The organism is Streptomyces sp. NPDC001634 (assembly GCF_040298185.1).
Taxonomy (GTDB): domain Bacteria; phylum Actinomycetota; class Actinomycetes; order Streptomycetales; family Streptomycetaceae; genus Streptomyces.
On the sequence record NZ_JBEOZU010000030.1, the window covers coordinates 1 to 22,856 of the forward strand.

19 protein-coding genes are annotated in these 22,856 nt (G+C 71.0%); 6 read left to right on the top strand and 13 right to left on the bottom strand.

Annotated elements, in window-relative coordinates; translation table 11 throughout:
- Positions 1-55: 55 nt before the first annotated feature.
- The 3 genes from ABT186_RS21270 to ABT186_RS21280 all read right to left on the bottom strand — a co-directional run bounded on the left by ABT186_RS21270 (position 56) and on the right by ABT186_RS21280 (position 2,108).
- On the bottom strand, positions 56-1,135 hold the full coding sequence (locus tag ABT186_RS21270) for a chaplin (protein WP_351926251.1): 1,080 nt from the start codon (positions 1,133-1,135) through the stop codon (positions 56-58).
- 137 nt (positions 1,136-1,272) lie between these two features.
- Positions 1,273-1,467 (bottom strand): chaplin, encoded by a 195-nt coding sequence (locus ABT186_RS21275; RefSeq protein WP_351233002.1) that lies wholly within the window; start codon positions 1,465-1,467, stop codon positions 1,273-1,275.
- A gap of 236 nt (positions 1,468-1,703) precedes the next feature.
- Positions 1,704-2,108: a rodlin gene (locus tag ABT186_RS21280; RefSeq protein WP_351232973.1), complete on the bottom strand. Its 405-nt coding sequence runs from the start codon at positions 2,106-2,108 to the stop codon at positions 1,704-1,706.
- Positions 2,109-2,357: 249 nt separating this feature from the next.
- On the opposite strand from ABT186_RS21280, the gene ABT186_RS21285 reads away from it, so the two are divergent.
- Positions 2,358-2,822 carry a rodlin gene (locus ABT186_RS21285; protein WP_351232975.1) on the top strand — a complete coding sequence of 155 codons (465 nt, stop codon included), beginning with the start codon at positions 2,358-2,360 and terminating at the stop codon, positions 2,820-2,822.
- 51 nt (positions 2,823-2,873) lie between these two features.
- Here ABT186_RS21285 and ABT186_RS21290 read toward each other — a convergent pair whose 3' ends face one another.
- From ABT186_RS21290 to iolC, 10 genes are all read right to left on the bottom strand, one after another.
- Positions 2,874-4,799, bottom strand: a complete 1,926-nt coding sequence (locus ABT186_RS21290) for an AMP-dependent synthetase/ligase (protein WP_351926253.1) — start codon at positions 4,797-4,799, stop codon at positions 2,874-2,876.
- Between the two features lie 125 nt (positions 4,800-4,924).
- Positions 4,925-6,445 carry a vWA domain-containing protein gene (locus tag ABT186_RS21295; RefSeq protein WP_351926255.1) on the bottom strand — a complete coding sequence of 507 codons (1,521 nt, stop codon included), beginning with the start codon at positions 6,443-6,445 and terminating at the stop codon, positions 4,925-4,927.
- A 145-nt stretch (positions 6,446-6,590) separates the two neighbouring features.
- Positions 6,591-7,454, bottom strand: coding sequence for an ABC transporter permease (locus ABT186_RS21300; RefSeq protein WP_351232979.1), 864 nt, complete (start codon positions 7,452-7,454; stop codon positions 6,591-6,593).
- Complete coding sequence (locus tag ABT186_RS21305) at positions 7,451-10,516, bottom strand: alpha/beta fold hydrolase (protein WP_351926257.1); 3,066 nt, start codon at positions 10,514-10,516, stop codon at positions 7,451-7,453. Before ABT186_RS21305 ends, ABT186_RS21300 begins: the two co-directional genes overlap by 4 nt.
- 210 nt (positions 10,517-10,726) lie before the next feature.
- Complete coding sequence (locus ABT186_RS21310; protein ID WP_351232983.1) at positions 10,727-12,124, bottom strand: APC family permease; 1,398 nt, start codon at positions 12,122-12,124, stop codon at positions 10,727-10,729.
- A 300-nt stretch (positions 12,125-12,424) separates the two neighbouring features.
- Positions 12,425-13,927 (bottom strand): CoA-acylating methylmalonate-semialdehyde dehydrogenase, encoded by a 1,503-nt coding sequence (gene mmsA / locus ABT186_RS21315; protein ID WP_351926259.1) that lies wholly within the window; start codon positions 13,925-13,927, stop codon positions 12,425-12,427.
- A gap of 14 nt (positions 13,928-13,941) precedes the next feature.
- A complete protein-coding gene (gene iolD, locus ABT186_RS21320; protein ID WP_351926261.1) occupies positions 13,942-15,825 on the bottom strand; it encodes a 3D-(3,5/4)-trihydroxycyclohexane-1,2-dione acylhydrolase (decyclizing) in 1,884 nt (627 codons plus the stop codon).
- A complete protein-coding gene (gene iolB, locus ABT186_RS21325; RefSeq protein ID WP_351232989.1) occupies positions 15,822-16,643 on the bottom strand; it encodes a 5-deoxy-glucuronate isomerase in 822 nt (273 codons plus the stop codon). The genes iolD and iolB overlap by 4 nt, the downstream gene beginning before the upstream one ends.
- Positions 16,644-16,650: 7 nt before the next feature.
- A complete protein-coding gene (locus ABT186_RS21330) occupies positions 16,651-17,526 on the bottom strand; it encodes a Cgl0159 family (beta/alpha)8-fold protein (protein WP_502973278.1) in 876 nt (291 codons plus the stop codon).
- A 116-nt stretch (positions 17,527-17,642) separates the two neighbouring features.
- Positions 17,643-18,593: a 5-dehydro-2-deoxygluconokinase gene (gene iolC / locus ABT186_RS21335; RefSeq protein WP_351232991.1), complete on the bottom strand. Its 951-nt coding sequence runs from the start codon at positions 18,591-18,593 to the stop codon at positions 17,643-17,645.
- A gap of 124 nt (positions 18,594-18,717) precedes the next feature.
- Here iolC and ABT186_RS21340 point away from each other — a divergent pair, with 124 nt between their 5' ends.
- The 5 genes from ABT186_RS21340 to ABT186_RS21360 all read left to right on the top strand — a co-directional run bounded on the left by ABT186_RS21340 (position 18,718) and on the right by ABT186_RS21360 (position 22,534).
- The gene (locus ABT186_RS21340; protein WP_351232993.1) at positions 18,718-19,635 is read left to right on the top strand and encodes a sugar phosphate isomerase/epimerase family protein; all 918 of its coding nucleotides are present in this window, start codon (positions 18,718-18,720) and stop codon (positions 19,633-19,635) included.
- Positions 19,636-19,771: 136 nt separating this feature from the next.
- Positions 19,772-20,743 carry a helix-turn-helix domain-containing protein gene (locus ABT186_RS21345; protein ID WP_351926263.1) on the top strand — a complete coding sequence of 324 codons (972 nt, stop codon included), beginning with the start codon at positions 19,772-19,774 and terminating at the stop codon, positions 20,741-20,743.
- 516 nt (positions 20,744-21,259) lie between these two features.
- The gene (locus ABT186_RS21350; protein ID WP_351232997.1) at positions 21,260-21,499 is read left to right on the top strand and encodes a chaplin; all 240 of its coding nucleotides are present in this window, start codon (positions 21,260-21,262) and stop codon (positions 21,497-21,499) included.
- A 126-nt stretch (positions 21,500-21,625) separates the two neighbouring features.
- Positions 21,626-21,922, top strand: a complete 297-nt coding sequence (locus ABT186_RS21355; RefSeq protein ID WP_351232998.1) for a hypothetical protein — start codon at positions 21,626-21,628, stop codon at positions 21,920-21,922.
- Positions 21,923-22,033: 111 nt separating this feature from the next.
- The gene (locus ABT186_RS21360; protein WP_351233000.1) at positions 22,034-22,534 is read left to right on the top strand and encodes a DUF5949 family protein; all 501 of its coding nucleotides are present in this window, start codon (positions 22,034-22,036) and stop codon (positions 22,532-22,534) included.
- The last annotated feature ends 322 nt before the right edge of the window (positions 22,535-22,856 follow it).

Consider the following 22,856-nt stretch of genomic DNA (forward strand, 5'->3'; position numbering starts at 1 on the left):
GTGGGTGGGCCGCGGGTCGGCGGGGCGGGGGGGGGGGCGCCCGCCCCCCGCCGCGCTACCGGTGGGATGTGACGCGGCCCCGTCGGTACAGGATGAGGCCGCCGGCCAGCATCGCGATACTGACGGCCGAGGCCGCGAGCACGCCCTCACTGCCGGTCTGGGCCAGGGCGGGCGCCCTGTGCGAGGGCACGGAGGGCGGGACCACTCGCGAGCCGGCCTGCGGCACGTGCGGTGCGTGCACCGGAATCGTCCGCGGTGGGGTCACGGGCCGGCCGTTGTCCTGCCCGCCGGGGTTGTGGTTGTTGCCGGAGCCGCTGTCGCGGGGCGTCTGCGCCGGGACGGTCGGGACGGTCGGAGCCGAAGGGGTTGTCGGGGTCGTCGGCGTGCCGGGCCCGGTCGGGGTTGTCGGGGTCGTCGGCGTGCCGGGCCCGGTCGGGGTTGTCGGGGTCGTCGGCGTGCCGGGCCCGGTCGGGGTCGTCGGCGTCGTCGGTGTGGTCGGGGTCGTCGGGGTCGACGGGGGTGCCTGAGTGGCGGAGCCATTCGCACAGCCGTTGCCGGAGACCGGGTTCAACAGGGCGGCAGCCATGACCCCGTTGCCGCAGAGGTTGACCGGGGCATCCACGGGGGCCTGGACGGTGTTGCCGGAGGCGACGCCGGGTGATTCGCTCGAGGTGCCGGTGGCCTGCGAGCCGACCGTCGCCCCCTTCCCACCGGAGCCGTTCGCACAGCCGTTGCCGGAGACCGGGTTCAGCAAACCGACGGCGTTGACCGCGTTGCCGCAGGCGTTGACCGGGGCGGACACGGGGGCCTGGACGTTGTTTCCGGAAATGACGCCGGGTGATCCGGTCGCGGAGCCGGTGGCCTGCGAGCCGACCGTCGCCCCCTGCCCACTGGAACCGTGGGCACAGGCGTTACCGAAGGCCGGGTTCAACGCGGCGGCCACGTCGACAGTGTTGCCGCAGAGGTTGACCGGGACATCCACGGGGGCCTGGACGGTGTTGCCGGAGGCGACGCCGGGTGATCCGGCCGAGGTGCCGTCGGCGTGCGAGTCCGCGTGCACCGGGCTGCCGCACAGGGACAGAATGCCCGTCGCGGCGGCTGCCGCGACCATTCCCCTGCTCAGGGTCTGTCGCAATCTCGTTGTCTTCCTGCTGGTAGAGGTAGGAGAAGTGGGAAGGCCGGCCCTGGAAGCGAAAAGAGCAGTCCAAGGCCGGCCGTGACACCGCCGGGCGGCTGGTGTTGTGACGACGTCAGCCGTTGGCGGCTATGACGTCAGATGCTGTTCGAGCACGCGTTGCCGGTCGTCGGGTTCAGCAGCCCGACGAGGCTGATGCCGAGGCCGCACGCGTTGACGGGAACGGTCAGGGGAACCTGGATGACATTCCCGGAGACGACGCCCGGGGAGCCGACCGCGGAACCCGTAACACCGTTGTCGGCCATGGCCGGCGCGGCCAGACCAAGGGTCATGATGGCGCCGGCAAGGACGGCAGCGCTCTTCTTGTGCTTCACGGAGTTTCCCTTCTGTGCGGTCGTGCCCCTGTGACGGCGTGAACCGAGCGGGCACAGCTTGAACTGCCCGCCGCACGACCTGCAGTCTGTGAAACGAGGAATAGACGGCAGAAGCAACTCCCGAACGCGGAGCGCCGCATGTTTCACTCGAACGCCATCGCTGAATTCATACGAATACAGCACCGCGCGGGAGGTCAGCTGCTGGTGCCGTTCCCCGACAGGACCGGGATGTTGTCCACGACATGCGACAGCGGCTCGTCGCCCTTCGCCTGGGTGGAGTTCTCGGTGCACTGCTGGTTCGGCGCGGCCGACAGGACCGGGATGTCCTGGACCCCGACGGGAACGAGACCCGCGAGCGAAGTGGCGTTGGCCTTCGCCGGCAGACCCACACAGGCCTTGTTCGCCGAGCCCTGGACCAGGCTGAGCTGCGGGCTCATGGCGCCTTGCGTCGCCTGGTTGCCGTAGGTCTGCGCCGAGGTGCCGCTGGTGGACGTGGTGCCAGTGTCGTCACCGAGGGCAAGCGCCTGCGGGGCGGCCGCCGCCGAGGCACCGACGACGGAAGCCGCGACCGCCGCCACGGCCATTGCCTTCTTGAACATTTCAAGTTCCTTTCCTGCAGAGACACATGTTCCTGCTGCTCGCACCAACCCGGACCCTTTTGATTGGTTTCGGCTGTTCACCCGGTCGGGTTCTTCGATGCGGCAATCGAGTTAATCCGCGGTGAAAATGTGAAGCGGATGCCGACCTCCCCGCATGGGCCAACGGAGTGAATGAGAGCAACCAAGTGATCGCCCGGCAGTTGTCCAGAGAGCTCCGGCGGACGGGGTTTCTCCAGAAGGGACTGGTAAGTGATGAAGAAGGTTATGGCTGCCGCAATGGTCGCCGCGTCCATCGTCGGCGCCTCGGCTGCCACCGCTCAGCAGGCGCTGGCGCTCGGCGACGACGGGGACACGACGTCCACGAGCGGCACCTCGACGCAGGAGTACGGCAACTCGGCCACCTACGGCACCATGAGCCCGCAGATGGCGCTCGTCCAGGGCTCCCTGAACAAGCCCTGCATCGGTCTGCCGGCGAAGGCCAGCGCCACTTCGCTCGTGGGTCTCGTTCCCGTCGGGGTCCAGGACATCCCGGTCCTGTCGGCCCCCCCGAACCAGCAGTGCACCGAGAACTCCACCCAGGCCAAGGGCGACGAGCCGCTGTCGCACGTCCTGGACAACATCCCGCTCCTGTCCGGCAACGGCACCAGCACCACCACCCCTGCCACTCCTGCCACCCCTGGCACCACCGCCACCGGCGTCCAGGGCGTCAGCTGAGACAGGCGTACGAGAAGCGGCCCGCCGAACACTTCGGCGGGCCGCTTTCTGCTAGGCCCTTTCTCCGTACAACTCCTCGATCTCCCGCGCGTACGCCGCCGTCACCGCATGGCGCTTGATCTTCAGTGACGGGGTGAGCAGGCCGTTCTCCTCGGTGAACTCGCCCTCGACCAGCGTGAACCTGCGGATGGACTCGGCCCGGGAGACCGCCTGGTTCGCGTGGTCGACGGCCTTCTGGACATCCGCACGCATCCTGGGGTCGCGGACGACCTCGGACATCGGGGTGTCCGGGGGCAGCTTGCGCACGGCGAGCCAGTGCGCGACCGCCTCGGGGTCCAGTGTGATCAGGGCGGCGACATATGCGCGGTTGTCGCCGACGACGATGCACTGCCCGACCGGCGGGCGGCTGCGCAGCCGGTCCTCCAGGACGGCGGGCGAGACGTTCTTGCCGCCCTTGGTGACGAGGATGTCCTTCTTGCGGCCGGTGATGGTGAGATAACCGTCCTCGTCGAAGGCGCCGAGGTCCCCCGTCGCGAACCATCCCTCGCTGAGGACCGCATCCGTCGCGGCCGGGTTGTTCCAGTACGCGCCGAAGACCGGGCCGCCCTTGATGAGGACCTCGCCGTCGTCGGCGATGCGGACGGCCGTGCCCGGGACCGGGAGACCGACCGTGCCGGGGCGGGGCCCGAGGGGCGGCACGAGGGTGGCGGCGGCGGTCGTCTCGGTGAGGCCGTAGCCCTCGTAGACGATGATCCCGGCCGCGTAGAAGAACAGGTTGAGGTTGCGGTCGAGCGGGGAGCCGCCGCTGATGGCGTAACGCATGCGGCCGCCGAGCTCCTTGCGGATGCGCCGGTAGACCAGCAGGTCGTACAGCGCCCAGGCGGCGTACAGGCCGGGGCCGGGGCCCTTGCCGGTGCCCAGGAACTTGTTCAGGTACGCCTCGCCGAACCGGACCCCGATACGGTCGGCGCGCTCGAAGGAGGCCCCGCGGCCGATCTTCTCGGCGGTGGCGCGCCCGGTGTCGTGGATCTTCTCGAAGAGATAGGCGACCCCGACGAGGAAGGTGGGGCGGAACTGCCGCAGCGCCGGCCGCAGTTCGTCGGGTTTGATGCTCGGGAAGTGACCCAGCTCGATACGGGCCATCAGACAGGCGATCTGCAGGGTGCGGCCCAGGATGTGGGCGAGCGGCAGGAACAGCAGGGTCGAGGCGACCTGGCCGGTGACCTCCTTGAAGACAGGGTGAAGCAGCTCGACGGTGTTGGCGGCCTCCGCGTGGAGGTTGGCGTGGGTGAGGACACAACCCTTGGGCCGTCCGGTGGTGCCGGAGGTGTAGCAGATCGTCGCGACCGTTTCGGGGGTGAGCGCGGCGCGGCGCTTGGCGACCTCCTCGTCGGACACGGCCCGGCCCAGCGCGGCGAGTTGGCCGAGCGCGTCCTCGTCCAGGCGCCACACCCGCGGAGGTTCGGGGTGTCGGGCGGTCGCCGCCGCGACCGTTTCCGCGTTCTCGGCGCTCTCCACGACGGCGATTCGGGACTGGGAGTCACGGACGATCCACTCGACCTGCTCGGCGGACGAGGTGGGGTAGACGGGGACCGTCTGGCCGCCCGCCGCCCAGATCGCGAAGTCGAGGACGGTCCACTCGTAGCGGGTGCGGGACATGACCGCGACGCGGCCGCCCGGTTCCATGCCCGCGGCGATCAGCCCCTTGGCGGCGGCGGTGACATCGGCGGCGAAGGCGGCCGCGGTCACCGGCCGCCAGCTCGCGCCCTCCCGGCGCCGCAGCACCACGGCGCCGGGCGCCTCGGCGGCGTTGGTGAAGGGCAGGTCGGCGGTGCTGCCCGTGGTGGCGCGCGGTGCCATCGGAGCGGTGCGGACCTCGCGGACCGCGCCGGTCCCGTCCCTGACCAGCTCGACCTCGGTGCGCGCCGCGAGGTCGCTGCGCTGCTGTGCCCGTTTCAGATCCCTGCGTACGCCCATGACGGCTCCGGTCGCGGCTCGCGTGCGGACATGCGTACTTACTTGTGAGTCAACTTACTCATGAGTCACTGAATTTCAACGGTGCGCACAGGGGTTGTTCGCCGCGGCGGGCGAGGTGGGGCGGCCTAGTCGGCGCCCTGCAGGTCGGATGCCTCCTGGATCGCTTCGGCGAGGCGGCGCACATCCGTGTCCGCGGTGCGCGTCGCCAGTGCGCCGGCGTGGTCGGCGAGTGCGGCGAGTCCCGGCCGGCCGGGGAGTGCGCTCCCGTGGGTGTCGCCGTGGCGCAGGTCGTCCGCGAAGTACGCGGCGGTCGCGGCGAGTTGCAGGCCGTACGAGGCATGCCACAGGTCGCCGTCGAGGGCGCCGGTCTCCAGCTGTCCCGACTCCTCGTGCGGGGCCCGGGTGCCGGGGTCCTGCCAGCGGACGGTCGCGGTGGCCAGGTGGCCGGTCGCGCCGGGCCGGGTGCGGACCGCGTAGAGCGCGGTGACGGTGTGGCCGGGCCCGACCTCGCCGCCGTCCACGCGGTCGTCGCGGAAGTCCTTGTCGGCGACGCGCCGGTCGTCGTAGCCGATGAGGCGGAACTCCTGTACGGTCCGTGGGTCGAAGGCGACCTGCGCCTTCGCGTCCCGGGCCGTCAGCTCGACGTTCTGCGGCAACTGCTCGCTGAAGACCGTGCGGGCGTCCTCCGCGGTCGAGACGTAGGTCGTGTGGCCGTCGCCCTGGTCGGCGAGGCGCTCCATCAGCGCGTCGCCGTAGTCGCTGCCCACGCCGACCCCGAAGAGGGTGATGCCGTGCTCGCGGCGGGCGCTCGCGATGCGTTCCAGGATGGTGTCGGCATCGGTGTCGCCGGTGTTGGCGAGCCCGTCGGACAGCAGCACCACCCGGTTGGTGGCGCCCGGGCGCAGACCCTCGACGGCGGTGGCGTACCCGGTGCGGACACCCGCGCCGAGGTTGGTCGAGTCCGTCGGCTCCAGCTCGTCGATCGCGTCATGGACGCGGGCGCGGTGGCTGCCGAGGCGGGTCATCGGCAGGACGGTCTCGGCCTCGTCGCTGAAGGTGACGATCGCGATCGAGTCGTCGTCGCGCAGCCGGTCCGTCAGTATGCCGAGGGAGTCCTTGACCAGGTCGAGTCGGCCGGGTTCGCCCATGGAGCCGGAGACGTCGACGACGAACGTCAGTGCGGCGGCGGGGCGTTCGGCCTCCGGCTGCGCGGCGCGGGTGGCGAGGCCGACCCGGACGAGGGACCAGTCGCCCGGTCCGGTGCGGGCGCCGTCGACCGTGACCGTGAAGCCGTTGCCGTGCGGGCGCTCGTAGTCCTGGCGGAAGCTGTTGACGAACTCCTCCGGCCGGACGGTCGACGGCTCGGGCAGCCGGCCCTCGGCGAGGGTGCGGCGTGCGTAGCCGTACGAGGCGGTGTCCACGTCCAGGGCGAACGTGGAGAGGTGGTTCGCGCTCTCCTCGGTGTCGGGCCGCCCCGAGCTGTACGCAGGGGAAGGGAACGGAAGCGAGCCGTTCGCCCTGTTCGCCCTGTTCGAGTCGCTCGACCCGTTCGATTCGCCCCCTGCGCAGCCGGTGAGCAGCAGGCCGCCCGCGATCGTGAGCGCGAACAGCGTGCCGACCGGTCGTCGTATCCGGTACCGCCCCATCGGTGCCCCCTCCGTCCGTTGACGTCGACGTCTTGTGACTGTGACGGCGGAAGGGGCCCCGATGTGCGGTACGGGGCGTTGCGGATGGATCTCGAAGCGGCCACGGTGGGCGGCCGTCGAGACCGGTGGGTGATCCTCCGTTGACCTAGGAGACGACGTCCTTGCGGGCGAAACCGCGGAAGGCCAGCGCGAACAGCACGAGTGCGTACGTTATGGAAACCGCCGTGCCCTGGATCATGCCGGACCACTCCGGAAGCGGCTGGACGACGTCCGCCCAGGCGAACTGCCAGTGAGCGGGCAGGAAGTCGCGCCAGTGGCCGAGGGCGGTGACCGCGTCCAGCACGTTCCCCACGATCGTGAGGCCGACCGCTCCGCCGACCGCGCCCAGCGGTGCGTCCGTCCTGGTCGACAGCCAGAACGCGAGCCCCGCCGTGACCAGTTGGGACACGAAGATGTACGCCACCACCACGACCAGCCGCTGGGCCGCCGTGCCCGGGGACAGGGCGCCGCCGGTGGGGATCTCCAGCGGCCCCCAGCCGTACGCCGCCGTACCCACCGCGAGCGCGACGACCGGCAGCAGCACCATGGCCGCGAGACTCATGCCGAGCCCGACCGCGAGCTTGGACCACAGCAGCCGGGCGCGCGGGACGGGCGCCGCGAGCAGATAGCGCAGCGAGGACCAGCTCGCCTCGGAGGCGACAGTGTCACCGCAGAACAGGGCGACCGGGATCACCAGCAGGAACCCGGCGGAGACGAAGAGGTTCACCGCGGCGAAGTTGGCTCCGGACGCGGTGGCCGTGTCCATGAGCGTGACCTGGCCGTTGCGGCTCCCCGGGTTGCCGCCGATGGCGAAGGCGACGACCAGCACGAACGGCAGCGCGGCCAGGATGGCGCCCATGACGAGGGTACGGCGCCGCTTCAACTGCCGGACGAGCTCGACGCGCAGCGGCAGTGTGCCCCGCGCCCGGTACCCGTCGGCCGTCTCCGCCCGCTCGGCGAGCGTACTCATGCGGAACCTCCGATCAGGGTGAGGAAGGCGTCCTCGAGACGGCGGTGGGGGCCGAGCGAGGACACCGGGACTTCGAGCCGGACGAGCTCGACGAGCAGCCGTGCGGCAGCCGTGGATCCGGAGACGACCGGTTCGGCGGAGCCCCTGACGGAGCTCTCGGCGGACGCGAACGGCCCGGAGGCCGCGGTCGAGTCGGTCCGCTCGGCGCCCGCGACCGATCGGGAGACCCCGGTGGCCCCGGTCTGCTCGGCGGGCAGCCCCGAGACGGCGACCGGCTCTGTGCCGGTGCCCACGGGCGAGTCGGCGTGCACGGCCAGTTCGGCGCCCGCTCCTGAGAGCGTGGCGGCGTTGTCGCGCGCCCCCGTGGCCGAGGCATCGAGAGGGACCCCGCCCGCGCCGACAGGCTCCAGGGCGCCCGGGGATCCTGCCGTCGACCGGGCGAGGCGCGGGCCGACGCCCGCGGGCTCGAGCTCACCCGCGGTGGTGTCGACGGCATCCGCGGTCTCCTCGGCGCGCGGAGCCCCGGCCGCCGCGTCCGGTGCCAGGCGTACGAGCAGTCCGCCCTCCGTCCGTACCGCCGACGACACTCCGGGCAGCGCGGCCACCTTCTCCACCAGCGGGTCGGCGATGTCGGTCGCCAGGCCGACGAGCAGGGTGTCGCCGGAGCCCACGATCTCGGCCACCGGGCCCGCCTGGACCAGGCGCCCGCGGTCCATGACCACCAGGTGGGTGCAGGACTGTTCGACCTCCGCCAGCAGATGGCTGGAGACGATGACCGTACGGCCCGCCGCCGCGTAGCGGATCATGACCTCGCGCATCTCACGGATCTGTGGCGGGTCCAGTCCGTTGGTCGGTTCGTCGAGGATGAGCAGGTCCGGCAGGCCGAGCATCGCCTGGGCGATGGCGAGCCGCTGGCGCATGCCCTGGGAGTACGTGCGCACCGCGCGGGCCAGCGCGTCGCCCAGTCCCGCGATCTCCAGGGCCTCGTCCAGGTGCGCGTCCTCGGGCGGACGGCCCGTCGCCTGCCAGTACAGTTCCAGGTTCTCCCGGCCGGACAGGTGCGGCAGGAAGCCCGCGCCCTCCACGAAGGCCCCGACCCGTGACAGCACCGGGGCGCCCGGGCGGATCGCATGGCCGAAGACGCGGATCTCGCCGCCGTCCGGCTTGATCAGGCCCATCAGCATGCGCAGCGTCGTCGTCTTGCCCGCGCCGTTCGGCCCCAGCAGGCCCAGCACCTGGCCCTTCTCCACGCGGAAGGACAGGTCCCGCACCGCGTACCGGTCCGCCGACTTCGCGTACCGCTTGCTCAAGTCCGTGATCTGCAGCGGCACTTCGGTCAGGGCGGGGTCGGGTGCCGGTGCCGTCGTACGGCGCCGGCCCGTCAGCAGCAGGACCAGGGCGATCACCGCACCGGCCGGCGGCAGCCACCAGACCCACGAGGGAAGCGGGGCCGCCGCGGTCGTCACGCCCGGCGCGGTCGGCACCTTCAGGGTGCCCTTGAGGGAGACCGTGTACGTGGCGGGCGCCGCCGGGGACGCATAGCCGAGGTCCGTCGAGGCGAGGACGAGCCGCAGCCGGTGGCCCTTCTGTACCTCGTGGTCGACGGCGGGCAGCGTCAGCGTGACGTCCTTGCCGCCCTTGGCGCCCTCGACCCGGACCGGGGCGACCAGTTGTGACGGCAGTACCTGCTGGGTGCCGGCCGGGCCGACGTCGTACACCTTCCCGAAGAGGACGGTGTCGTCGCTCGTCGAGGTCACATGGACCGTCACGGTCGGCGAGCCGGTGATCCACAGGTCGTTGCGCACGGGCCGTGAGTCGAAGTGTGCGTACTGCCCGGGGAAATCGAGCGAGACCCCGATGCCCAGCGACGACAGCTGGGACAGACCGCCCGAGCCGCCCAGGCCGGGGAGTGCGGAGACGGCGGGCGGGTTCGCGCCCGCCGGGTTCGAGAAGTGCTGCTCGCGACCGCTGAGCTCGATGGTCCGCTGCCCGTTCTCCAGACCGGGATAGGCGTTCCCGCTCGCGCCCCGCAGCAGGGCCACGCCGTTCGTGGAGTCGATGCCTCCGGTACGGGTGATCCGGAAGGCGGGCCCGGTGTCGACGCCTTTCTCGTCCTTCAGATAGCGGTCGAACCACGTCGTGACACGCGCCTGGACGCGGCTCGTCTCCATGTCACCGCCGTCGTGCCCGCCTGCGATCCAGTCGACGTCCACGGGCGCGCCGTTGGCCCGGATCGTCCTGGCCGCCGCGTCCGCCTGGCCGAGGGGGAACAGCGAGTCGGACTGGCCCTGCAGGAGGAGTGTGGGCACCTTGATGTCCTTGCCGACGGCGGACGGCGAGCGCGCATCGAGCAGGGCGCGTGCCTGGGCGTCGGGCTTTCCGGACTCCGCGACCCGGTTGTACATCCGGCACAGCTCGGCGGTGAACTTGTCGCAGCCACCGCCGGAGTTCATGAAGATGCCGGCCCACAGCTTCTTGAACACGCCGTTCGGGAAGAGGGCGTCCGCCAGGTTCCAGTAGGTGATCGCCGGGGCGATCGCGTCCACGCGGTGGTCGTATCCCGCGGCCAGCATCGAGATCGCCCCGCCGTAGGACGCACCGGCCATGCCCACGCGCGGGTCACCGGGTTTGTCGAGCTCGACCTCGGGCCGCTTCGCCAGCCAGTCGATCATCTTCGAGACGTCGGCGACCTCGCCCTTCGGGTCGTTCAGCCCGATCTTCCCCGTGGACTTCCCGAAGCCGCGTGCCGACCAGGTCAGCACCGCGTATCCGTCCCGCGCGAGTTTCTCCGCCTGGTCCCTGACGTCGTCCTTGGTGCCGCCGAAGCCGTGCCCGAGCAGGACCGCCGGGCGGCGGCCGCCGGACCCCGAGGTGAAGTACGAGGTGTCGATCCGTACTCCGCCGCCCATGTCCATCACTCTGTCGGTGTGGTGCACGGCGGGCGCGTCGTCCGAGGCGACGGCCGTCCACGTACCGACACAGGCCAGCACGAGAAGGACCGCGGCCACGGCGGCCACGGTCCCTCGGCGCAGCCCGCGGACCGCGGGCAGTCGAAGATCCATGCGTCAACGGTAAGCGCCGCCACCGACAACCGGGGCAGCCGCCGGGCTGAACTGCGCCCCCTCCCAGGGGCGTATGGACCTGATGCCGCATACCGCAGCCGTGGTACGAAGGCCCATGGATCCGCCGTGCCACCACCGCCGCCGAAGTGGCCGCCGCCGAGCACCTCTTCGGCCATTCCGTCCGCTTCATCCGAGCCCGTGGGGGCGGGCTCAGGCCTGCGCGTCCTCCGGGATCGACACCAGCCAGCGGGTGTCGCGGCGCGGGCGGAGGTACAGGACCCAGTACAGCGTGGCCACCGCCGTGATGCCGCCCGTCCACAGCAGGTAGCTCGTCTCCTGCTGGCTGAGGATGTACGCGAGGACCGCGATCAGCAGGACGGGCATCGCGGGCCACAGCGGCATCCGCCAGGCCGGGGCCGTCTCGTGCCCACCGCGCCGGGCGAGCAGGGCGGCGACCGCGACCAACAGGTACATGCCGGTCACCGAGACGCCCGTGACGCCGTACAGGGTGTCCAGGTTGACGAAGCACAGGAGTGCGCCGGGGACGCCGACCACGAGGGTGGCCACCCACGGGGAGCCGAACCGGCCGAGCTTGGCGAGGCCGTTGTTGACCGGCTCGGGCCAGGCCTTGTCGCGGGCGGAGGCGAACAGCACGCGGGAGTTCTGGATGACCATGACGATGCCCGCGTTGATGATCGCCAGGGCGACGCAGAGGCTGACGAAGGTGCCGACGGCCGAGTCGGACCAGGCGGTGACCATGGAGCTGATGTCGCCGCCGGTCAGTGCCTTCAGGTCGGAGGCGCCCATGGTGATCGCGACGACCGGGACCAGGATGACGACCGTGGAGATGGCGAGGGTGGCGAGGACCGTGCGGGCGACGTTGCGGCGCGGGTGCTCCAGTTCCTCGGAGAGGTAGACGGCGGTCGAGAAGCCCTGGGTGACGAAGAGTGCGATGGCGAGCCCGGAGACCACCATCATGGCCGTCACGGTGTCGGCGTGGGCGCCGGAACCGGCCACCTGCATCGAGACCAGGCTGTCGACGCCACGCTGGCCGTGCGCGAAGCCCAGGACCGCGACGAGGCCCGCGGCCACCACTTCGAGGACGAGGAAGACACCGGTGATCCACGCGTTGGCACGCAGGTCGAGCAGGCCGGCGAGGGTGGCCAGCAGCATGACCCCGGCACCCGTCATCGAGGGGTCGAGATGCACGACCGGCGCGAGGTAGTCCGCGGTGCCCATCGCGATCACGGGCGGGACGATCATGACGACCAGCAGGGACAGCACGAAGACCAGCCAGCCCGCGAGCCGTCCGGCCAGCGTCGACACCATGGCGTACTCGCCGCCCGCGCTGGGGATGAGGGTGCCCAGCTCCGAGTAGCAGAACGCCACGGCGATACAGAGGACGGAGCCGATGGCGATCGTGAGGGCGGTGGCGGTGCCGAGCGAGCCGAACAGGTCGGGGACGACCACGAAGAGCGTGGAGGCGGGCGTCACGCACGACAGGGTGAGCAGGGTGCCGCCGACCACGCCGATGGAACGCTTGAGCTTCTGTGGACTGTCCGACTCCACTGTGACGGCGTTCTCGACAGGACGGAGCGTGTCGGTCATGTGGCGGTTCCGATCGACTCGTGTGGCAGATGATGGCGGTCGGGAGCGCTATCGCCTCCGGCGGCTCTTGTCGTACGTCACTTCGTCCGCTCCCGGCGCTGATGGAACCCCGACGAAAACCGTCACGTCAATGGGTGTTCACCTACGAAATCAGTGGCGAAACGGTGATCTACAACTGATTCACGTGTCGAATGCACTGCCGCTCGGCGGCTTTTCACCGTACGGGAACCGCAGCAAGGATGCGTAAAAAAATGAGGCCGTCCGTATAACGGACGGCCTCATCAGGGCTTCGGGTCACCCTCAGTGGTTGCGCGGGAAGCCGAGGTCCACGCCTGCCGGGGCCTCGGAGGGGTCGGGCCAGCGGGTGGTGACGACCTTGCCGCGGGTGTAGAAGTGCGTGCCGTCGTTGCCGTAGATGTGGTGGTCGCCGAAGAGCGAGTCCTTCCAGCCACCGAAGGAGTGGTAGCCCACGGGGACCGGGATCGGCACGTTGACGCCGACCATGCCTGCCTCGATCTCCAGCTGGAAGCGGCGGGCCGCGCCGCCGTCCCGGGTGAAGATCGCGGTGCCGTTGCCGAACGGCGAGGCGTTGATGAGGTCGACGCCCTCCTCGTACGTCTCCGCGCGCAGCACGCACAGGACCGGGCCGAAGATCTCGTCCTGGTACGCCTTCGCCGTGGTGGGCACCTTGTCGAGGAGCGAGATGCCGATCCAGTGGCCGTCCTCGAAGCCCTCGACCGTGTAGCCGGTGCCGTCGAGGACGACCTCGGCGCCCTCCGCCTCGGCGCCCGCCACGTACGACGCCACCTTGTCGCGGTGCGCCTTCGTGATCAGCGGGCCCATCTCGGAGGCCGGGTCGTTGCCCGGACCGATCTTGATCTTCTCGGCGCGCTCGCGGATCTTGGCCACCAGCTCGTCGCCGATGGAGCCGACCGCGACGACGGCCGAGATGGCCATGCAGCGCTCACCCGCCGAGCCGTACGCCGCCGAGACCGCGGCGTCCGCCGCCGCGTCCAGGTCGGCGTCCGGCAGGACCAGCATGTGGTTCTTGGCGCCGCCCAGCGCCTGCACGCGCTTGTGGCTGGCGGCGGCGGTGGTGTGGATGTAGCGGGCGATCGGGGTCGAGCCGACGAAGGACACCGCCTTGACGTCCGGGTGCTCCAGGAGGCGGTCCACGGCCACCTTGTCGCCGTGGACGACGTTGAAGACGCCGTCCGGCAGACCGGCCTCGGCGAGCAGTTCGGCGAGACGGATCGACGCCGACGGGTCCTTCTCGGACGGCTTGAGCACGAAGGTGTTGCCGCACGCGATGGCGATCGGGAACATCCACATCGGGACCATCGCCGGGAAGTTGAACGGCGTGATGCCCGCGACGACGCCCAGCGGCTGCCGGATCGCGGCCACGTCCACACGGTTCGCGACCTGCGTGGACAGCTCGCCCTTGAGCTGCACGTTGATACCGCAGGCCAGGTCTACGATCTCCAGGCCGCGGGCCACCTCACCGAGCGCGTCGCTGTGCACCTTGCCGTGCTCGGCGGTGATCAGCTCGGCGATCTCGTCGCGGTGTGCGTCCAGCAGTGCACGGAACTTGAAGAGGATGGACGTGCGCTGCGCGAGCGAGGACCGGCCCCAGGTCCGGTACGCGTCCTTGGCCGCCGCGACGGCCGCGTCCACCTCGTCCACGGTCGCGAAGGCGACCTTCGTGGTGACCGCGCCGGTCGCCGGGTCCGTCACCGGCCCGTACGTGCCCGACGCGCCTTCGACGGTCTTGCCGCCGATCCAGTGGTTGACGATCTTCGTCATGCCCAAGAACTCCTTCACAGATGGCGGCGTCGGGTCGAGACGTGCCGGTCGTACTCCTCGCGCGCCTTGACCGCAGACGATCGGGTCGCGGTCTCGGCCACGGGTACATCCCACCAGGCCTGCGCCGGAGGCGCGCCCGACACAGTGTCTGCGGTTTCGGTCTCCACGTAGACACAAGTGGGAGTGTCCGCGGCGCGCGCCTCGGCCAGGGCGACCCGCAGGTCGCTCACGGTCTTCGCGCGCAGCACGCGCATACCGAGGCTGGCCGCGTTGGCGGCGAGGTCCACGGGCAGCGGCGCCGCCGTGTACGTACCGTCGGCCGAGCGGAAGCGGTAGGCGGTGCCGAACCGCTCGCCGCCCACGGTCTCCGACAGTCCGCCGATGGATGCGTAGCCGTGGTTCTGCACGAGGAGGATCTTGATCGCGATCCCCTCCTGCACGGCCGTGACGATCTCCGTCGGCATCATCAGATACGTGCCGTCGCCCACCAGCGCCCACACGGGCCGGTCGGGCGCGGCCATCTTCACACCGATCGCGGCCGGGATCTCGTAGCCCATGCACGAGTAGCCGTACTCGAGGTGGTACTGGTCACGGGAACGGGACCGCCACAGCTTGTGCAGATCGCCGGGGAGCGAGCCGGCCGCGTTGATGATGATGTCGGACTCGTCCACCAAGGCGTCCAGGGCGCCGATGACCTGCGGCTGTGTCGGCCGTACGTCCGGCTCCTCGGCCTCGAAGCAGGCGTCCACGCGGTGCTCCCAGCGTTGCTTGTCCTCCGTGTACTCGGCGACGTACGCCGCATCGACGCGGTGGTCGTGCAGCTCCAGTGCCTCGGTCAGCTCCTCCAGGCCGGTGCGTGCGTCCGCGATCAGAGGCAGCCCGGAGAGCTTGTGGCCGTCGTAGGGGGCGACGTTGAGGTTGAGGAAGCGGACGCCGTCACGGGCGAAGAGGGTTCCGGAGGCCGTGGTGAAGTCGGTGTAGCGGGTGCCGACGCCGATCACCAGGTCGGCGGTACGGGCCAGTTCGTCGGCGGTCGCCGTGCCGGTGTGGCCGATGCCGCCCACGTCCTGCGGATGGTCCCAGGTCAGCGAGCCCTTGCCGGCCTGGGTGGAGGCGACCGGGATGAGGGTGGCCTCGGCGAACTCGGCGAGGGCTCCCTCGGCGCTGCTGTGGTGGACTCCGCCGCCCGCCACCACGAGCGGGCGCCGGGCGGCACGGATCGCGTGGACGGCCTCGGCGAGCTCGACCGGGTCGGGGCCCGGACGGCGCACCGTCCAGGTCCGCTCGGCGAAGAACTCCTGAGGCCAGTCGTACGCCTCCGCCTGCACGTCCTGCGGCAGCGCGAGGGTGACCGCGCCGGTGTCGACCGGGTCGGTGAGCACGCGCATCGCCTGGAGGGCGGCCGGGATCAGCGCCTCGGGGCGGGTGATCCGGTCGAAGTACTTCGAGACCGGGCGCAGACAGTCGTTGACGGACACATCGCCGGCGTACGGGACCTCGAGCTGCTGGAGGACCGGGTCCGCCGGGCGGGTGGCGAAGACGTCGCCGGGCAGGAGCAGGACCGGAAGGTGGTTGACCGTGGCGAGGGCGGCGCCCGTGACCAGGTTGGTCGCGCCGGGGCCGATGGACGTCGTCACGGCGTGTGTGGACAGCCGGTTCGACTGCCGCGCGTAGCCGACTGCCGCGTGCACCATCGACTGCTCGTTGCGGCCCTGGTGGTACGGCATGACGTCGCCGTACTCGATCAGCGCCTGCCCGAGGCCCGCGACGTTGCCGTGGCCGAAGATGCCCCAGGTGGCGTCGATCAGCCGACGGCGCACGCCGTCGCGCTCGGTGTACTGGGCGGCCAGGAAGCGTACGAGCCCCTGAGCGACCGTGAGCCTCGTCGTCGAGGTCATCGGTATCCCCCTGTGCTTTCTACGTGGGCCGGGTGGAAGCAGATCCGCCACTGGCGCTCCTCGCCCGGGCCGGCCATGACGTTCAGGTAGTACATGGTGTGTCCGGGCTGGGCGATGGAAGGGCCGTGCCAGCCGTCGGGGACGAGGACGGCATCGCCGGTGCGGACCTCGGCGAGGACGTCGGATCCGCCCTCACGCGAGGGGAATACGCGCTGGTACCCGAAACCGTTCGGTCCCTGGATCTCGAAGTAGTAGATCTCCTCCAGCTCCGTCTCCTCGCCCGGCCGCGTCTCGTCGTGCTTGTGCGGCGGATACGAGGACCAGTTGCCGCCGGGCGTGATGACCTCGACGGCGATGAGCTTGTCGCATTCGAAGGCGTCGGCAGAGGCGAAGTTGCGCACCTGGCGGGCGCAGCTGCCGCTCCCGCGGTCTTCGACGGGGACCTCCGGCGCGGGGCCGTAGCGGGCGGGGAGTCGGCGCTCGCACTTCGCTCCTGCCAGGGCGAAGCGGCCTCCCGCGCCGGAGGCGATCTGTACTCGGGCGTCCCGGGGCACGTACGCGAAGTCGGAAACCCCCGCGAACACGTTGTCCCTGCCCAGGAGTTGAAACGATTTGTCCTCAATGTGCACGGTAGCGGTGCCTTCGAGGGGAAGCACGATCCACTCGCTGTCACCCGTGGTGAAGGTGTGTGTGCCACCCGGCCCGAGCTCCACGATCCGCAGGCTGCTGTGGCTCCAGCCGGCCCGCTTCGGGTCGATGTCCAGGACGTACTGCGCGTTCGCGGTGGCGCCCCTGGGGACGTACAGCTCGTTGCTCATGCGACCCTCACAGAAGTCCTACGGCGGTGTCCACGGCTCCGGCGACATCACCGTCCGCCGGGTACAGCAGCGAACGGCCGACCACCAGGCCCTTGACGGTGGGCAGTTGCAGGGCGCCGCGCCACTTCTCGTACGCGCCCTCCTGGTCCTCGCCGACATCGCCGCCGAGCAGCACGGCCGGCAGGGTGGAGGCCTCCATCACCCGGGCCATGTCGTCCGGGTTCTCGGTGACGGGGACCTTGAGCCAGGTGTACGCCGAACTGCCGCCGAGGCCACTGGCGATGGCGATCGACCTGGTCACGGCCTCGGCGCCGAGGTCGTTGCGGACCCGGCCCTCGGGGGTGCGGCGGCTGATGAACGGCTCGACGAAGACCGGGAGCCGGCGCTCGGCCATCTCGTCGATGACGCGGGCGGTGGCCTCCAGGGTGTTGAGCGATCCCGGGTCGTCGTAGTCGATGCGGAGCAGCAGCTTGCCCGCGTCGAAGCCGAGCCGCTCGATGTCCTGCGGGCGGTGGCCGGTGAACCGGTCGTCCAGCTCGAAGGAGGCGCCCTGGAGGCCGCCGCGGTTCATCGACCCCATGACGATCTTGTTGTCGAGGGCGCCGAGCAGCAGCAGGTCGTCAAGGATGTCGGCGGTGGCGAGCACCCCGTCGACTCCGGGGCGGGACAGCGCCAGACAGAGCCGTTCCAGCAGTTCGGCGCGGTTCGCCATGGCCATCTTGCGGTCACCGACGCCGAGGGCGCCGCGGGCCGGGTGGTCGGCGGCGACGATCATCAGCCGGCCGGTGCCGTCGATCAGGGGACGCCGGGCCCGGCGGGCGGCGGCCTCGGCGACCGCCTCGGGCCGGCGGGTGCGGAGATCGACGAGCTCGGCGATGTCCACGCGCGCGGGGGCGCGCTTTTCCGTATCCACGCGCGCGTTGGTGTTCTTTTCGGCGTCCACGCGCGCGGTGGTGTTCTTTTCGGCGTCCACGCGCGCGGTGGTGCTGTTCACGGCCTTCACAGCACCGCTCCCGCCGTGACCGCGCCCTCGACCTCGTCGGCCGTGGGCATCGCGGACGAGCACTCCAGCCGGGAGGCGACGATGGCGCCCGCGGCGTTCGCGTACCGCATGATCCGCTCCAGGTCCCAGCCTGCGAGCAGTCCGTGGCAGAGCGACCCGCCGAAGGCGTCGCCCGCGCCCAGGCCGTTGAGCACATTGACCGGCAGCGGAGGGACCTCGGCCGACTCGCCCTTGTCGTTGACCGCGAGGACACCCTTGGGGCCCTGCTTGACGACCGCGAGTTCGACGCCGGCGTCCAGGAGGGCGCGGGCGGCGCTGTGCGGGTCGCGCACGCCGGTGGCGATCTCCACCTCGTCGATGTTGCCGACGGCGACGGTGGTGTGGCGCAGGGCCTCGGCGTAGAACGGGCGCGCGGAGGCGGGGTCGTGCCAGAACATGGGCCGCCAGTCGAGGTCGAAGACCGTCGTACCGGCCTTGGCGCGGTGCGCGAGCGCGGCGAGCGTGGCGGTGCGGCTGGGCTCCTCGCTCAGGCCCGTGCCTGTCATCCAGAAGATCCGGGCCGCGCGGATCGCGTCCAGGTCCAGATCGTGCGCGTCGATCTCCAGGTCCGGCGCCTTGGGTTGCCGGTAGAAGTACAGCGGGAAGTCGTCCGGCGGGAACACCTCGCAGAACGTGACCGGTGTCGGCAGTCCCCGGACCGGCGTGACCCAGCGGTCGTCCACGCCGAAGCCGCGCAGCGCCTCGTGGAGGTATGTGCCGAAGGGGTCGTCGCCCGTACGGGTGATCACCGCTGTGCGGTGCCCGAGGCGGGCCGCCGCGACCGCGACGTTGGTCGCCGAGCCGCCGAGGAACTTCCCGAAGGACGTCACCCGGTGCAGCGGGACACCCGTCTGCAGCGGATAGAGGTCCACTCCGATCCGCCCCATGGTGATCACGTCGTACGCCATCGAGTCCCCTTCGAATCGGCTCTCCCCGGCTTTCTAGCCCCGCACGCCGAACCCTGTCAATGTTTTGTCCAGACATTCGGACCAGTGCTTGACACCTCTTCTTCGCACCCGCACGCTGACGCCCATGACGTCGTTGTCACCTCCGTCCTCACTTTCCCGTATCCGGATCGGTTCGGCTCCCGACTCCTGGGGCGTCTGGTTCCCGGACGATCCCCGGCAAGTGCCCTGGCAGCGCTTCCTCGACGAGGTCGCGCAGTCCGGGTACGAGTGGATCGAGCTGGGTCCGTACGGGTATCTGCCGACCGATCCCGCCGTCCTCGCCGAGGAGACATCGCAACGTGGCCTGAAGGTGTCGGCCGGCACGGTCTTCACGGGCCTGCACCACGGGCCGGAGGTCTGGGACAGGACCTGGGCGCACGTCTCGGACATCGCCGCGCTCACCCAGGCGATGGGCGCCTCGCATCTGGTCGTCATCCCCTCCTTCTGGCGGGACGACAAGACGGGCGAGGTGCTGGAGCCGGACACGCTGACGCCCGAGCAATGGCGCAACCTGACCTCGCTGACCGAGCGGCTCGGGCGCGAGGTGCTGGAGCGGTACGGCCTGGGGATCGTCGTCCATCCGCACGCCGACACCCACATCGACAGTGAGGAGAACGTCGTCCGCTTCCTCGACGGCACCGACTCCTCCCTGGTGTCGCTGTGCCTGGACACCGGGCACTACGCGTACTGCGGCGGGGACAGCGTCAAGCTGATCGAGACGTACGGCGAGCGCATCGGCTATCTGCACCTCAAGCAGGTGGACCCGGAGATCCTGGCGGAGGTGCGGGCGCAGGAGATCCCGTTCGGCCCGGCCGTAGCGAAGGGCGTCATGTGCGAGCCGCCGTCCGGTGTGCCCGCGCTCGGCCCGGTGCTGGAGGCGGCGCAGAAGCTGGACGTCGACCTGTTCGCGATCGTCGAGCAGGACATGTACCCGTGCGAGCCGGACAAGCCGCTGCCGATCGCGCAGCGGACGCGGGCGTTCCTGAGGTCGTGCGGGGCGTAGGCGTGTAGGCCTTCGCAGGAGACAAAGCTGCTCCCGGGGCCGGCGTACACACCGAACCCGGCGGCCGGCGGGGCTTCCGGCGCCTTTCGCCGGCGGGCACCATGGGTGGTTTCCGGTGTGCGCTGGGGGAGGGCGGATGACGAGTGGGATCGTGACGCGGCGCGGACACGGGCCCGGCGGCAGCTGGGAGACCGTGGTCGCACCGCCCCATCCCCGGCTGCGTCCCGGGATCATCAGCTACCGCGGGATCCGGCTCGCACTCGACGGTCCCCGCAGCCGTCTGGAGACACCCATCGGCGCGGCGACGCTCCTGCTGGGCTTCGACGGCCCCATACGCATCTCGCGCGCCGGCCGGCCCCCGGCGACACTCGTGTCGGTGTACTCCGGGCTGACCACCACCTCGGCCGTCGGTGAACACGGCGGCCGTATCTCCGGCATCGAGGTGCTGCTCACGCCGTGGGCCGCGTTCACGCTCTTCGGCACACCCCAGTGGGAGCTGACCAACCGGCCCGTGGATCCGGACGTGTTGCCGCATCTGCTCGGCCGCGGCGGTCGCCCGGGCGGGTCGCGCTGGGCGGGCGTCGGTGAACTCGCCGCCGCGCTGTCCGCGTTACCCGGCTGGGCGGAACGTTTCGGATTGCTCGACGACGTGCTTGCGCGCTGGGTCCAGGAGGGGACGCCGAGTTCGGCCCGGGTGGTGCGTGCATGGTCGGTGCTGCGGCGGACCTGGGGCGCCGTGCCGGTGCCGCGGCTCGCGGAGGAGGTCGGCTGGAGTGTACGGCAGTTGGAGAACCGGTTCCGCGAACAGATCGGGCTCGGCCCCAAGGCCGCGGCCCGCGTACTGCGGCTGCAACGGGCGCGGCGGCTGCTCGCCTCCGGCCGGTCGGCGGCCGAGACGGCGGCGCTCTGCGGGTTCTACGACCAGGCGCATCTGAGCGGGGAGTTCCGGGCGATGACCGGATGCACGCCGCGGGAGTTCGCGGCCGCGCGGGGGGCGGTGGCGCGGCCGGGGCTGCCGGGGGCGGACCGGATGACGGGTGAGGCGACGAGTCTTGTGCTCTCCCCGCACCGGAGTGCGCATTTTTCCAAGACCGGCCGGATCACCTGACGGCACGCTGGGCCTCCGGCGGTCGCTTCGGGGGGACGCGGGGACCGGCGGGCCGGGCCCGGCGCAGCGGGTCCGGCCCGTCTGCGCGGCTGCGGGTGGCCAGGTGTGCCGCGCGGATGGCGTCCGCCAGGTGCCGTGAGTGTTACGACACGTACGCGCGACGGCCATGAGGCCCGCGCCCGCTCCTGCCGGACCGTTCACCTCCCGCGACGCGGAGGCCGGCTCGGTCGATGGCATCGCGCGGGAGAAGCGCTGCAGTTGGACGTACGTACTGCCCGCCCAGATGCCCGCCGTGCCCGGCGCGGCAGCGGGGGAGGATCGCCACTCCCGCCACTGTTCCTATGCGGTGGCGAAACCATGTGGTGGCGAAACCAGTCAAGTGTGTCGGAACGATGAAACATGGTCATACCCGATATCACCCCATCGGGCGCGCAACCCGGGCGAGCAGTGCGCAGTTGTCTCAACGTCGGGCATTCCGTCCGGCTGTTGTGACGATCCCCCAAGGAGTACCTCTCCATGTCGCGTATCGCGAAGAGCCTGGCCCTGACCACCGTTGCCGCTGCGGCCTTGGCGGGCACCGCCGGCATCGCCGCCGCCGACGCTGGCGCATCCGGCGCCTCCACTGGCTCCCCGGGCGTCGTGGCGGGCAACACCGCGCAGGCCCCGATCCACGTCCCGGTGGGCGCGTGCGGGAACTCGGCCGACGTCGTCGGCCTGCTGAACCCGGCATTCGGCAACGCCTGCACCAACGGCTGAAGTTTCAGCGGACCCTTCTGCCGGCCGTTCTCCCTCCGGAGGGCGGCCGGTTGGCGTTGTGCCGTGCATCGGACGGACAACGGCCGACTCACCCAGCCGACATGAATTGCCGAAGAAAGGAACACCATGAAGTCTCTCAAGGCCGCCGTCGTCGTCGCCGGGTCCCTGGTCCTCGCCGGAGCCGCCGCCCCGGCTTTCGCCGACGGCGCCCCCGGCCTCCCACCCACGAGCCTCAACGGCGCCCTGGACACCATCGCCCGACAGCAGACCCTCGACGTCAACCCCCTCCAGCACCAGTCCGACTCCCTGGACACCGAGAACAAGGACTCGCTGCTCAGCACCGTGAAGAGCGCGGCTACCGACCTGAACCAGCACGGCGGCCCGGCCCGGCTGCTCGGCGGACTCCGCCTCCAGGGCGGCTGAGTTCCTCCTCGTCCCCGCAGGTCCCTCGTTCGTGTGGTCACCGTCGGCCGAATCCCCCGGTCGGGCGAGCAAGCGTCCGGCGATGCCCCGGCCCGTCGATACGGTGCCGCGGTGACCACAACTTCCAGCGAAACGCGCCCTTTCCGCGCCGCCGACCTCGGCACGCTCGTCGTCATGGCCTGGAGCGGCGAAGCCCCCGACGGAGACATGCCCTATCTCCTCGCCTACTCCCTCGGCGACGGCGAGAGCGGCCCCGACGGTTCCACGGCCGCCATCAGGGCGCTGCTGCACGCGAACGGCCTGAACGTGGGCGAGGAGATCACCGACGGCACCCAGCGGCCCAGTCTGCCGGTGACGCTGCTGGTCGAGGCGGGCCAGGCCGTCGTCACCATGCCGTATCTGAAAGCCCAGTGCACCGCACCGCCGGAGTGGCTGGCCGCGGTCCGTGCCCGCGGCATCGCCTACTTCCTGTTCGCCACCCGGCCCTGGCCCGAAGCCGTGCCCGGCAGGCCGGTCGAGCCGGAACGGCTGGCCGCTTTCGCGGGCGCCGAGGAGACCCTGAACACCGCCGCGCACGTGCTCCTACCGGCCCGCAGCCTACGAGGCCGATGACACGAGGCGTTGGCCCGGCCGCCGGGCGCACGCGGCGTAGGACGGAGCATCCGTCCCACGCCCGTTCGGCTCGTCCCGGCGTCGGGACGGGTGCGGATTGCTGCGGTCGCGGCCGGGTTGGTCGGGCGCCGGGCGGGTGGGGGTCGTGGTGGCGCCGGGTCGGGTTGGTTCGGCGTCGGGGCGGGTGGGGGTCGTGGTGGTGCCTGGTCGGGTTGGTTCGGCGTCGGGGCGGGTGGGGGTCGTGGTGGTGCCTGGTCGGGTTGGTCCGGTGTCGGGGCGGGTGGGGATCGTGGTGGTGCCTGGTCGGGTTGGTCCGGTGTCG